The sequence below is a fragment of the Streptomyces pseudovenezuelae genome, assembly GCF_029892565.1.
GTDB classification, from domain to species: Bacteria; Actinomycetota; Actinomycetes; order Streptomycetales; family Streptomycetaceae; genus Streptomyces; species Streptomyces pseudovenezuelae_A.
Genome location: NZ_JARXVH010000031.1, coordinates 1 through 12,358, shown reverse-complemented (window position 1 = coordinate 12,358; position 12,358 = coordinate 1). Strand labels below are relative to the sequence as shown.

General features: G+C 67.5%; 12 protein-coding genes and 1 pseudogene. 2 read left to right on the top strand and 11 right to left on the bottom strand.

What is annotated here, in order from left to right:
* Positions 1 to 120 precede the first annotated feature (120 nt).
* The 10 genes and pseudogenes from M2283_RS47630 to M2283_RS47585 form a co-directional block, all read right to left on the bottom strand.
* The gene (locus M2283_RS47630) at positions 121 to 1,059 is read right to left on the bottom strand and encodes a sigma-70 family RNA polymerase sigma factor (RefSeq protein WP_280882867.1); all 939 of its coding nucleotides are present in this window, start codon (positions 1,057 to 1,059) and stop codon (positions 121 to 123) included.
* 10 nt (positions 1,060 to 1,069) lie between these two features.
* Complete coding sequence (locus M2283_RS47625) at positions 1,070 to 2,260, bottom strand: NAD(P)/FAD-dependent oxidoreductase (protein ID WP_280882866.1); 1,191 nt, start codon at positions 2,258 to 2,260, stop codon at positions 1,070 to 1,072.
* 212 nt (positions 2,261 to 2,472) lie between these two features.
* Positions 2,473 to 2,754 (bottom strand): annotated as a pseudogene (locus M2283_RS47620) (transposase); the annotation flags it as partial.
* Positions 2,755 to 2,824: 70 nt separating this feature from the next.
* Entirely contained in the window at positions 2,825 to 3,793 is a 969-nt protein-coding gene (locus M2283_RS47615) for an endonuclease/exonuclease/phosphatase family protein (protein ID WP_280882865.1), read from the bottom strand.
* An 88-nt stretch (positions 3,794 to 3,881) separates the two neighbouring features.
* Positions 3,882 to 4,781, bottom strand: a complete 900-nt coding sequence (locus M2283_RS47610; protein WP_280882864.1) for an endonuclease/exonuclease/phosphatase family protein — start codon at positions 4,779 to 4,781, stop codon at positions 3,882 to 3,884.
* 100 nt (positions 4,782 to 4,881) lie between these two features.
* Positions 4,882 to 6,252: a glutamine synthetase family protein gene (locus M2283_RS47605; RefSeq protein WP_280882863.1), complete on the bottom strand. Its 1,371-nt coding sequence runs from the start codon at positions 6,250 to 6,252 to the stop codon at positions 4,882 to 4,884.
* On the bottom strand, positions 6,249 to 7,673 hold the full coding sequence (locus M2283_RS47600; RefSeq protein WP_280882925.1) for an amino acid permease: 1,425 nt from the start codon (positions 7,671 to 7,673) through the stop codon (positions 6,249 to 6,251). Before M2283_RS47600 ends, M2283_RS47605 begins: the two co-directional genes overlap by 4 nt.
* 206 nt (positions 7,674 to 7,879) lie before the next feature.
* Complete coding sequence (locus tag M2283_RS47595; protein WP_280882862.1) at positions 7,880 to 8,872, bottom strand: hypothetical protein; 993 nt, start codon at positions 8,870 to 8,872, stop codon at positions 7,880 to 7,882.
* A gap of 225 nt (positions 8,873 to 9,097) precedes the next feature.
* Positions 9,098 to 9,571, bottom strand: a complete 474-nt coding sequence (locus M2283_RS47590) for a hypothetical protein (protein ID WP_280882861.1) — start codon at positions 9,569 to 9,571, stop codon at positions 9,098 to 9,100.
* A gap of 14 nt (positions 9,572 to 9,585) precedes the next feature.
* Positions 9,586 to 9,969 (bottom strand): ATP-binding protein, encoded by a 384-nt coding sequence (locus M2283_RS47585; RefSeq protein ID WP_280882860.1) that lies wholly within the window; start codon positions 9,967 to 9,969, stop codon positions 9,586 to 9,588.
* Positions 9,970 to 10,552: 583 nt separating this feature from the next.
* On the opposite strand from M2283_RS47585, the gene M2283_RS47580 reads away from it, so the two are divergent.
* Both M2283_RS47580 and M2283_RS47575 read left to right on the top strand, forming a co-directional pair.
* Positions 10,553 to 11,428 carry a helix-turn-helix domain-containing protein gene (locus M2283_RS47580; protein WP_280882859.1) on the top strand — a complete coding sequence of 292 codons (876 nt, stop codon included), beginning with the start codon at positions 10,553 to 10,555 and terminating at the stop codon, positions 11,426 to 11,428.
* Complete coding sequence (locus M2283_RS47575; RefSeq protein ID WP_280882858.1) at positions 11,425 to 11,649, top strand: DUF397 domain-containing protein; 225 nt, start codon at positions 11,425 to 11,427, stop codon at positions 11,647 to 11,649. The genes M2283_RS47580 and M2283_RS47575 overlap by 4 nt, the downstream gene beginning before the upstream one ends.
* A 172-nt stretch (positions 11,650 to 11,821) precedes the next feature.
* Here the strand turns inward: M2283_RS47575 and M2283_RS47570 are convergent, their stop codons facing one another.
* Positions 11,822 to 12,301 (bottom strand): transposase family protein, encoded by a 480-nt coding sequence (locus M2283_RS47570; protein WP_280882857.1) that lies wholly within the window; start codon positions 12,299 to 12,301, stop codon positions 11,822 to 11,824.
* Positions 12,302 to 12,358: the final 57 nt, after the last annotated feature.

Here is a 12,358-nt window from a genome sequence, read left to right as displayed (position 1 = left end):
AAGCGCTGTCCCGCAAACGGCTTTGGGCGTGACTTCGAGCGATGGGTGGCCGGGGGCGCTGTGATCCGCCCTGGTCAGCCCTCCGTGACGATTCGTAGTTGGCTACTCCGGTGGCTCCGATCACCATGCGTTGATGACCGGCGCGTCGGGTTCGTGCTGCCGCCAGACCTCGTTGAGGCGTGCGAGCCGGTCTGCGGCGGCGATGCCGCGCAGGGACGCGACCTTGCCGTCGCTGACTTCGAACGCCACAGCGCCCACGACCCGGTCGTCGACCACGGCGAGGACGGCCGGGGAGCCGTTGACCAGGGCGATATGCATCGCGGGCGAGCCGCCGGCCAGCCGCCGCTTCGCCGGCGTGGGCTTGAAGCCGGCCCGCGCGTAGGAGGCGACCCGCTCGCGCGTCTCGTACCGCAACAGCCGCGTGCCCAGTCCGTAGCCGTCCGAGACCGCCGTCACATCGTCGGTGAGCAGTGCCACCAGCCGTTCGGTGCGCCCCGACGTGGCAGCGGCGAGGAATTCCTCGACGACACGGCGCGCGGACGCGGGGTCGGCCTCTCCGCCACGCCGGCGCTCGGCGGCGACCCGGATCCGAGCCCGGTGGACATGCTGCTGGCTCGCGGACTCGCTGATGTCTAGGATCCCGGCGATCTCGGCGTGGCTGTACGAGAAAGCCTCGCGCAGGACGTAGACGGCCCGTTCAACCGGCGAGAGCCGCTCCATCAGGGTCAGGACGGCGAGGGACACCGATTCGCGCTGCTCGAAGGTCTCGGCCGGGCCGAGCATGGGGTCGCCCTCAAGAAGCGGCTCAGGCAACCAGGCACCGGCTGCTCGCTCGTGGCGCGCCTGCGCCGAGCGGAGCCGGTCGAGGCAGAGATGGGTGACGACCTTGGTCAGCCACGCTTCCGGCACCTCAACCCGTTCGCGGTCTGCGGCCTGCCAGCGCAGGAACGTGTCCTGCACGGCGTCCTCGGCGTCGGCGGCCGAGCCGAGCAGACGGTACGCGAGCGAGGCCAGTCGGCCCCGGCTGGCCTCGAACCCATCGATGGCTGCGCTGTCCATCCTGAACAGCCTATGCAGCGGCCCTTACACCGGCCCGGTCAGGCACGGTGGCCAGGCGGCGCTTGCGCTTCGGCATACCGAAGGTCGGGTGGGCGATGCCCCACCCGGCCCCCTTGAGCACGCCCGACTTCAGCCGCGCGGCGGTCCGGCCGCCCAGATACCAGGACTTCGACCGGACGTCCGTGTCCACCATCTGGAAGATTGCGTCCCGCCGCCCGAGGCTGATGTGGTTGCCGTAGTACTTCAGCCCGATGGTCGGCACGTCACGGGCGGTCAGGCGCGCGATGATCGCGGCGGTCGCCTGCAAGTTGGTGAAGCCGGCCGAGGCGCAGGACATCGGCAGCGGCCGGCCGTTCTCGCCGATCGCGTAGGCGCAGTCACCGGCGGCGTAGACGTCCGGGTGCGACACCGAGCGCATGGTGCGGTCGACGACGATCTGGCCGGTCTCGGCGACGTCCAGGCCGCTGGCGGCCGCGATGGGGTGCACGGCGAACCCGGCCGACCACACGGTCACATCGGCCGGGATGGACGTACCGTCGGCGGCGATCGCCCGGGTCGGCTCGACGGCTTCGATGCCGGTGTGCTCGTGGACGGCGATGCCCAGCCGGTCGAAGGCATGGCGCAGGTGACGGCGGGCCTTCGGCGAGAGCCAGGCGCCCAGCTCGCCGCGGGCGGCGAGCGCGACCGAGAGGTCGGGCCGGGACTCGGCGAACTCGGTGGCGGTCTCGATGCCGGTCAGCCCCTCACCGACGACCAACACGGCGCCGCCCTCGCCCAGGCCGGCCAGGCGCTCGCGCAGACGCTGCGCCGAGGACCGGCCGGTCACATCGAAGGCGTACTCGACCACGCCGGGCACGCCATGGTGGGCTACGGAGCTGCCGAGCGCGTAGAGAAGCGTGTCGTACGCGAGCTCGCCATCGCCGTCCTCGCCAGTCACGGCGACGGTCCTGCGCCCGGGGTCGACACCGGTGACGCGCGCCAGGCGCAGTCGCACCCCGGTGCCCTCGAATACGTCGGCGAGCTTGCGGAACGCGAGGTTCTGGCCGATCGCGAGCTGGTGGAGCCGCATTCGCTCAACGAAGTCGGGCACGGCGTTGACGACGGTGATCTCGATATCCAAGGGGGAGAGCCTGCGGGCCAGGTTTCCGGCGGCGAAGGCCCCGGCATATCCGGCGCCGAGTACAACGATGCGATGCTTCATGGCGTTGCTCCTGTCTCGTTCGCGTGCCCTTCGAACGAGACGGCGCCTCGATTGCTGACAGGAGCTGGGTGTGACGCGGGTCACCAAACCAGGACGAACGACTGGGCCTCCGACAGCCGTTTGGGCCTGTCTTGGGCCGTCGAAACGGGGCGATGGTCAACTATCCGGTCGACGTCACATCGGGCACGGTCGCTGACCTGGCTGATTGCTGGTCATCCGGCGAGGGCGAGGTTGTGCAGGCGGGCGATGCCGAGCATGGCGTGGTGGACACCGCCGCCCTTGAGGCGGCAGTCGCGCAGGATTTTCCAGGTCTTCATGCGGGCGAAAGTATGCTCGACGCGGGCGCGGACCCTGCGGTGGGAGGCATTGTGCTCCTCCTTCCAGGCCGGGAGTTCGGCCTGGCCGCGTTCGTGGCGGTGCGGGATGACCAGGCCGGTGGCCCGGTAACCGCCGTCCGCGATGGCTGTGGTGCGGCCGACGGCGTCTTTCGTTCCGTGCGGGTGCCGTCGTCGGTCTGGTGTTGGCGGTGGTCGATGCCGGGCACGAGGGTTTCGGGGGCGATCGTCATGAGCCGTTCCGTTCGGTCGTGTTCCACGGACTTGCGGCAGGGGCGAGCGCGGGATCGGCAGACAGGGCACGACGCAGCGCCGAGAGACTGAAGGTGGCGAGCACCGGGGGATGATCGGATGCCTCGATCACCTCTTCGGTGACCACGACCTCCAGTCCTGTGAGGGCTCTGGCAACCTGTGGCGTCGCGTAGAACCGGTCGATTCGCTGCCTGGGACCCTGGTCTGTGCGCCACAAGGACGCGGTCGGTTCCAGGGCGCCCTGGAGGCCGAGTTCGGTTGCCGCGTAGTGCCCCAGCTCTACGAAGACCGGTGGTCGCCCTCCATGCTCGCCGGAGAGGATCTCGTCCGGCAGCGTGTCAGAGATCCGCTTTCCGTTCCGCTCGATCGTGCGTGCCTCGAAGTGGGCTCGGTCGGTGATCTGACTCCAGTCAGGCAGCGCAGGTCCGGACCCCAGTCGGTGCGAGTACGAGTTCATGTCGCCCCCGACAATCGCTGCCACGCCGGGCCGTCCCAGCGTGGCCAAGCGCCTTGCCTCGCTCGCCCGCATGGCCGGGTCGAAGGGGCACAGATGGACCGACGCCAGACTCAGCGTCCGCGCAGTGCCCTTGAGCCGGACCACCGGGTTGCACACCGAGTGCCACATTCCGGTGCGGTGCTCGAAGTACTGGGCAGGCCGGCACAGGTCCCTGTCCACGTAGGCACCGGTCGGATTGGCCGATTCAGGGTTCGCGCTGGCAAGGAAGGCGGCGTGTCCGCCAAGCCGCGCGGACTCTGCCCAGATGGCGCGGCCGCCGAACATGTCTGCGCGGGTCAGTTCCTGGCGCAGGAGTACGTGCGGCTGGAGGGTGGCAAGAACGTCCATGGCCAGATGCCATCGCGCATCGTCGCCGTTGTTGCTGATGCCATTGTGCTCGACCTTCCACGTGACCACGCGGAATTCGTCGTTCTCGGGTGGCTGGGTCACGAGGACCTCCGTAGGGTTCGGGTCTTGTGGTGGGGTGCTGCCTTTGGCCCGGTTGGGGGGCGGGGCCGCGTGGTGGATCTGGGTTCCATCAGCGAGCGGTGCTCAGGATGCGGTCGACCGCGGCGAGGTCGTAGCGGGCGATGGTGAGGGCGTGGTCGGTCCACCGCTGTACGTCGGCGGTGTCGATGACCTCGAAGCTGATCAGGGCCGATGCGAGGTCAGGCGTACCGAGTTGGACGTCGATGCGCTGGCGGGGGCCTTGGTCCGTGCGGTGGAGGCTGGCCGTGGGCGTCAGCGCCTGGCCTTGGCCCAGGGCACCGGCAGCGTGGTGGGCGAGATCGGTGAAGACTGGCTTCGCGCCGCCGGTGAGGATCTCGCTCGGCCCGGTGTTGGGGACACGACGACCGTCGCGTTCGACGGTGCGGTGCTGGATGTGGCACGGGTCCTCGACCGTGTTCCAGTCGATGGGGTCGGAGATCTCGTCGCTGGCGCGGTGAGGGTAGCTGTTGGCGTCCATGCCGATCAGAACGGTGCGACCGTGGTCGGCGTAGGTGGTGAGACGGCGGGCTTCAGTGGCCCGCAGGCCGAGGTCGTAGTGGCACAGATGAGCCGAAGCAAGGTGAAGGGTTCCGGGACGGTTCTTGCGGCGGACCGCAAGGCGGCAGATCTGCTTCCAGGGCAAGTCTTCGTTGGTGTGGGCCACGATGTCGAAGAGGCGCGGGGTGACCATCACCCCCGTGGGGTTAGTGCTGCGTCCCTCACGCTCCTCGCCCATGAACGCGATCAGGCCGCCGACCGCGTGTGCCTCCGCGTACAGGGCGTGTTTGCCGTGGGCGCCTGCCCCGGTCAGCTCCTGCCGGAAGACGACGTCCGGCTCGTAGGCCGCGAGGATCTCGTGCGGGCGGGGCGGGTGGTCCCTGCCGTCGACCGGGGCACGACCGTTCTTCTGGATGTTCCAGGACGCGACCACGAGTACGTCGGGCGTCATGCGGGCTCCTCGATTGGGGGTAGTGGCGGTTGCCGGTGTGGGGCCCGCGCGCGGCAGTGAGCTACAACGGGGCTACCGCGCGCGGGTGTTGAGGTGGCGGTCAGGCCGTGGCGAGACCTCGGTGCAGGTCGAGGTCGGTCACGGTCGTGCGGTAGACGGCGAGTTCATGGCGGGCGGCGTTCGTGTAGTGCGCGACCACGTCCGGGGTGAGCAGGTCCGATGCCGGCAGAGGGCAGTCCGGGAGGGCGGCGAGCGCCTCCTCCAGCGAGCCCGGCATCGGGGGCGCCTGGACGTCGTCGAAGGCGCTGCCGATATAGGGCGGGGGTGGGTCGACCTTGTGGTCGATGCCGGCCAGTGAGGCTGCGAGGACGGCTGCGAGGGCGAGGTAGGGGTTGGTGTCGGCGCCGGGGAGGCGGTTTTCCAGGTGGAGGGTGTTGCCGCGGCCGACGACGCGGATGGCGCAGGTGCGGTTGTCGCGGCCCCAGGTGAAAGTCGTCGGCGCGAAGGTTCCGGGTACGTAGCGTTTGTAGGAGTTGGAAGTGGGGGCATACAGCAGAGCCAGGTGCGGCAGGATGTCGAGCAAGCCGCCGATGGCGTGGCGGGCCTTGTCCGGCATCCGTCCGCCAGTCTCGGCGAACAGCGGGACACCGTCGCGGGTGAGGGAAAGGTGGATGTGGCAGCTGCTGCCGACTCCGGTCGCGGGCGCTGCCATGAAGTTCGCCACCAGCCCGGCCTGCTCGGCGATGGTCCGCACTGCGTGCTTGAACAACAGGTGTAGGTCAGCTGCCCGCAGAGGATCGCCGTAGGGGAAAGTCACCTCCACCTGCCCGTGCGCGCTTTCGGTCTTGATCGCTTCGACGGGCCACCCCATACCGGCGAGGCACTCCGCCAGTTCCTCGAAGAAGCGGGTCATCACGCGGGGGTGGGCGAGGGCGTAGTCGAGATTGCGGGTGGCCACCGGCCGTGTCCCTCTGCGACCGCAGTCTCCTGCGTCGGCATGACTCAGGACGAACTCGGTCTCCAGCCCGGTCCAGGCCATGATGCCCCGGGCAGCGAGCCGGTCGAGCTGGTGTTTCAGGATCTGCCGGGGGGCCACATTGACGGGCTGCCCGTCGTCGTGGATGGCGTCGGCGTAGACCAGAGCGGTGCGGGGCATCCAGCCCAGTTGGTAGACGGCGTTCGGATCGGGGAGCAGGCTCACGTCGCCGTACGCGGTATCGGCGGAGGACAATGCGAAGCCGTCAAGCGGGCGCATGTCCACGTCGGTGGCGAAGACGTATGCGCACATGTCGCTGCCACCGGGCACGACGCGGTGAAGGAAGTGGTCCGCGCCGAAACGCCTGCCCTTCAACCGGCCCTGCATGTCGGGCACGGCCAGCATCACGGTATCCACGGCGCCCCGTTCCACCAGGTCACGCAGTACCTCGAACGTGGCGCCGTGGATACCGTGATGCTGGAGAGTGTCAGTCATACGAGGTCCTGTCCCATCTGCTCGCGCTCCTTGGCAGTGCCGTACTCGGGGATGCCGTAGCTGCGTCGCCCACGGGTCACCCACAAGACGGCGGCCAGGAGCAGCACCGACAGCAGGGCGAGGGGGGCGTAGTTGAAGGTGTCGACGGTGACCGGGCTGACGGCGGGCAGGCAGAACAGCACGGTGACGAAGCCGACCCAGATCACCGCCGTCCAGCCGATCGGCTTGCTCCAGCTGCCCAGGTGCCATGGGCCGCGCGTGAAGTGCTTGCCGGCGCGCAGCCGCAGGTAGATGGGGATGGCGTAGGCGGGGGTGATGCCGATGACGTTGATCGAGGTGATCGCGGTGTAGGCGGTGGCCGAGTAGAGCGAGGGCAGGGCGAGGCAGAACGGGACGACGACCGACAGCCACACGGCCGCCACGGGAGTTTTGGTCCGTAGGCTCAGGCGTCGCCAGGTGCGGGAGAACGGCAGAGCGTTGTCGCGGGAGAAGGCGAACACCATGCGGCTGGCAGAGGCGAGCCCGGCGTTCGCGCAGAACAGCTGCGCCACGATGATCACCAGCAGCAGGACTTTGGCCGCGTTGGTGCCGAGGGCGTCGAGGAAGATCTGCGCGGGCGGAACGCCGGTCGCGGTGCCCACGGTCCCGGCGTAGTCCTGAATAGCGAAGAGCATGCCGGCGAGCAGGACGAAGCCGACCACCCACGACCAGAAGATGGAGCGGACGATGCCGCGGGCTGCGCTGACCTGGGCGTGCTTGGTCTCTTCGCTGAGGTGGGCGGAGGCGTCGTAGCCGCTGAAGGTGTACTGGGCCAGCAGGAGTCCGAGCAGGCCGACGTAGAGGGGGTTGTTCCAGCCGGTCCTGTTGGAGAACTCGCCGAAGACGAAGTCGGCCGGCTGGTGGTGGGCGGGCACGAGCACGAGTGTCCCGACGATCACCGTGACGCCTGTGACGTGCCACCACACGCTGATCGAGTTGAGGACGCTGACCAGGCGGACGCCGAACAGGTTGACGACGGCCAGCAGCAGGAGGATGGCGCCGAAGATCACCATGGTGTTCTCCGGCGTCGGCGCCCAGCCCCACTGGAGATTGAGCAGGGCGCCGATGAAGAGCGCGCTTCCGTAGCAGCCGCCTGCCATCCCGCCTAGCAGGCCCAGCAGGTTGAACCAGCCGGTGACGTAGCCCCAGTGTGGCCCGCCGAGCTTGCTGGCCATGAAGTACAGCGCGCCGGAGACCGGGTAGGCGGAGGTGACCTCGGCCAGTGCGGCACCCACGGCCAGCACCATCAGGCCCACGAAAACCCAGCCCCACAGCATCACGGCCGGACCGCCCGTGATGAGTCCGAAACCGAACAGCGTCATGCACCCGGACAGGACGCTAATGATGGAGAAACTCAGGGCGAAATTGCCGAACGGGCCCATGCGGCGGGCCAGTTCGGGCTGGTAGCCGAACCGCCGTAGCGTCTCATCGTCGCTCGATGTTCGGCGGTGGGTGGTCCTTGGGGAAGACAACGGAAGTACCTCCGGGGACGGGGGAGTTGGAGTGATCGGGGGTTCTGTGGCTGTCCGGCTTGGGGGTGGAGGGGAACGGCTGCTCGGTGGGGCCCGACAGGTGCTTCGACGGGCGGTCACCGGCGTCGTGCCGGGTGTGGCGGCCGAGCTGCCGCACCTTGCAGGCAGCGGCGGCGGGCGCGCTCAAACTGCTCAAGCCACCGCTCCGGCGCCTCGGCCATGTATGTCCACGGCTCAGGGGTGGCGAAGGGCCCGATCACCTGGAAGACCGGGGTAGCTTCCGTGGTGAGCCCGCCGGAAAACAGCGCCTGTGCCAGGTAGTTGAGGTCCAGGGGCGACCAGGCAGCCGGGTCTGCGTATCTGAACCACCGGCTCAGTGCCCGCTTGGTGTAGTAGGCGATCGGGTCTGTGTTCCAGTACAGGGACGTCTGTGAACCGCTGGCCCGCTGCTTTCCGTAGTGCTCGGCATGCAGATATAGCGGCAGCAACAGAAGCGGCGAGCCCGCCGGTGCCCACGTGCAGATCCACCGCGCGACGTCGTGAACATCGTCGCCGTACGCCTTGAGCGCCTGGATCATGCGGTGCCATGCTTCACGGTTGCCCCGATCACGCTGGTCGGCCTCGTGCAGGAACCCCCAAGGGCCCGGCGGCAAGTTGTATTCCGGGGCTGGCAAACGGTGTTCGGGACGGCGCCGGCTGACCTCCGGGGAGTCCAGTTGTGCCAGTGCCACCAGGCACACCCAGGGCACCGGATCCACGGGCCAGTTGCGCGCCGCCTCCAAACAGGCCTTCCAGGCGAGATCCGCCAGCACGCCCCCATCGCGCCGCCCGGCGCGGTGCGCGGTCAGTGCGCGCTGCGTCATCACCCGCGCCCGCATCATCACCGCGTTGGCGTCCCGGTCCTCCTGCAACCAGGCTTCGACCGCGTCCCCTTGAGCCGCAGCCACAGCGAGGACCTGACTTCGCGAGGTCCGAATGCCCCACGTGGGGCATCGCCGCAGCAGCTCACTCATCGAGCGCCACCGGCCAGCGCGTACATCGTCCAGCACCGTACGTAACTCGTCGTCGAACCCGGCCGGATGGAACCGGGCCTGAACCGTGCCGCTCACAGTCCGCACCTGCGCGCGCGATCTGAAGCGTCTCCTGCCGCGACCGCTCGACCGATGGCAAGAGGAACTAACGGCTTGGGAACGGGCGCAAGCGCCGGTAAGGATGTCATCGGGACCTCAGGGAAGTTGGTCAGAGGAAAGTTGACCGCCGGGATGCGGGCCTCTAAGGGGGGGGCAAGGCGCAGACACCCCGGTGGTTGATCAAGGGGTGCCGTACGGAAGGGATTACGCGGGCACTGAGCGCGGCATGATCACGGCCTGAACGATCTTTCCGCTGTCTTTGGGGGCATAGGTGACCTCGGCTCCGAGCTGGCGCGCGGTCCACAGTCCACGGGGTCGTTCGCCTTCGGCCGGCTCCCAGGCCAGGACCTTGTCGAATTCGGGGAAGTCGCGCTGGGCGTCCCGCACTTGAATCACGAATGCACCGGACTGAAGGAGTGCCCACTGCATCGGGATCTCGGCGTACTCGGGGACACCCGAGTACGCGACAGCGTTGGCCACCAACACGTGCCCGATCGCAGCCAGGTCCTCGATGTCCGCAAAGCCGTGATCCACGCTCAGATACCAGCGCAGGTACATGAGGGTGTAGAGGCGAGCGTTCCCGGCCGCATGACGGTTTGCCCGGAAGACCTCTTTCTCGGCCCACGTGGTCTCTTCGTGCGCGAGATCGGGGATCACAGTGATTCCACCGTGTTCCATGTCGTCGTTCCTTCTCAAAAGGGGAGGGAGCACCAGGTCGTCGTGCCGTCAGGGCTGATCCCCCAGTCGTCGGTGGTGGAGGCGACAAGGAAGAGGCCACGGCCGGCCTCATCGTCGAGAGCGGCATTGCCCAGCACGGGGAGTTGAGGAGAGCCGTCCTGCACCTCGATCAGAAGGTGCGTGTCGGTGAGGTACACACGAAGCCCAACATCACCGAGCCCATGCTCGAACGCGTTCGTGACCAACTCCGTGACGAGGAGATCGGCAGACTCGATAAGTTCGGGCCACCCCCAATACCGCAGCCCCGCCCGGACGATGGCGCGTGCGCGACGTGGCGCGGCACGGTCCGTATCGGCGATGGCACCGTCCTTGGAACCTTTGCCGCGTTCGAAGGACACGTCGAATCCGGGGTACACCCGCAGAGCGGAATTCGTGGTGGCGTCCCTCCGTACCGTGGCCACAACCGGTGCCCTGCCGGACCCTCTGAACGCCCCGTGGAGCGGCACGACTGGCGCTACGCGCCCTGGACACGCAGCTGCCTGGTCAACGTGGCCAGTGACCGTGGGGGGCATGCTCGTCACCTTCTCCATCTTGTCGTGAAGCAGTGGCGCGTACGGCCCGGCGTGGATCTCCCGCTACCCACGCCCACGGAGGTGGGGGGCCCAGCAGGAACCGGGCCGTACGCGAGGCGCGGATCTTCTCGGAGCTGTTCACCAGCCCCGTCACACGAAGGCGCTCACCAAGCGCTCCGTCCTGAACGTGACGTCCGATCCGGCGCGCCCAATTAGGTTGGCGCGTAGGCAGGTTCATACGCAATCGAATGTGTACTGCATATGCACTGGCGCATGGATTGGTATATGCCGCAAGATGCAGTGGGGGCTACACAGAGGGGACTTGGGGTGTCAGGCTCTGAGCTCTGGTGGCAAGATCGGTAGCTCCCGTGCGTACACAGGCGACTTGAGACGCTGGAGGATGCAGGGTATGGCCAAGCAGATCGGGACGACGGCACCACGGGTGGACCTCGGCATCCAGATGCGCGAGCTTCGCAAGACCGCTGGCTTGACCATCGAAGAGGCGGCGAAGACAGTCAGCGGCCTCACGTACGACAAGCTTCGACGCATCGAACTGGGCCAGAGCACTTTCCGAATGGTCGGCGACCTCCGCAAGCTAGTGATCACCTACGGTGTGGGAGACGACCTCGACCTGGCGCAGTCGCTTGAGGATCTCTACAAGGCACCGGCAAGCCAGGACTGGACCACCCAGTTCCGCACGGTCCTCACCACCACGAGGACGTTCGCCGGGATCGAGTCCGTCGCCCATGCCGTCAGCGTCTACAACCCCAACGTGATTCCGGGGCAGTTGCAGACCAGGGAGTACGCGCACGCCCAGTTCACCGAGGTACAGCCGATCGAGGAGACGACAAGCGAGTTCATCATCAGCAACGTCGCGCTTCGCATGAAACGTCGCGAGCCCTTTACCCGTGACGAGGAGCCTCGGAAGCTGTGGGCGATTCTGGGAGAATCTGCGTTGCGACACCCCGTCGGCGGCCCCTCGGTGATGCGAGGCCAGTACGACGAGATTCTCCGTATGGCCGCCCTTCCCAACGTGACGATCCAGGTGCTGCTGACAGACGCCCCCGTCAAGCGCCTGTGGAGCAACTTCACCATCCTCGACCTCGGCGGAGACCGCCCTACCACCGTGCAGGTCGACACCGGCTTGGGCAGCGCCATGTCCATGTCTGACAGGCCAGCCACGGTCGCCCGTTTCGCACGCTGGTTCAACACCATGATCGCCTCGGCACAACCGCCCGAGGAAACCCCCGCATTCGTTGAGACACTGAAGCGAGAGAAGACATGATCCAGAAGCACGCCATCTCCACCGACCTTGCCCCCGAGGGGGCCTGGCTCAAGTCCTCCTACAGCACCGGGGAGGGGGGTAACTGCGTCGAGATCACCGACTTGAACACCCAGGTGGGGATCCGGGACTCGAAGAACACGGCGGGACCAGCACTCGTCGTGCCCGCTGGGGCTTGGTCCGCCTTCGTCAGCCTGGCTCGCTCTCACTCAGTCGAGCTGTAGTCCGTTCACGAACAGAAGTGTTGGTGTTCCTCCCCTGACCAACAGGGGAGGAACACCAACACCAATTGCGCATCGACCTCACTCAGGTTGGTGCGCGTTCGTCTATTGAGAGCCTAACGAGCTCGTGCATGGTTGGCGTTGGCATGTCGAGGACCGAGGCTTGCTTCCAGGTTCACTTTCGCGGATCGCCGGAGAGCGTGGTGGTCTGCTGGTGCGAGAGGAGCCCGGCTACGGCTTGGACGATGTCGGTCATGTGCTCGCGGCGGCCGTGGTGTCGGGCGAGGACCCGCCAGTTCTTCAAGTGCGCAATGCCGTGCTCGACCCGGATGCGGCGTGAGGAGTGGGCCTTGCGCTGGCGTTCATGCATCTCCTCGTACCAGTCCGGGGCGTTCTTCTTGAACTTTCGGTGCGGTGGTGTCACTACGCGCCCGCCTGTCTGAGCGCCCAGTCCCTGATAGCCGGCGTCGGCAAGAATCTCCACGGCCGGTCCGTTGGCCAGCAGCTTGACCAGGTCCAACTGCCGGGCAGGGGTGATGTCCGCGCAGCTCGCCGGCTCGGCCGGGCTGCAGAACAGCAGCCGCCCGTCAGCGTCCGTGACGACCATGGACTTCACGCAATGCCGCGAAGTTAGAGAGGAAGCTGCCCACGTCAAGTGGGTTGGCGATACTGACGGTTGAGCCGTACGGCGCAACGGGACCTCTGATAGGCA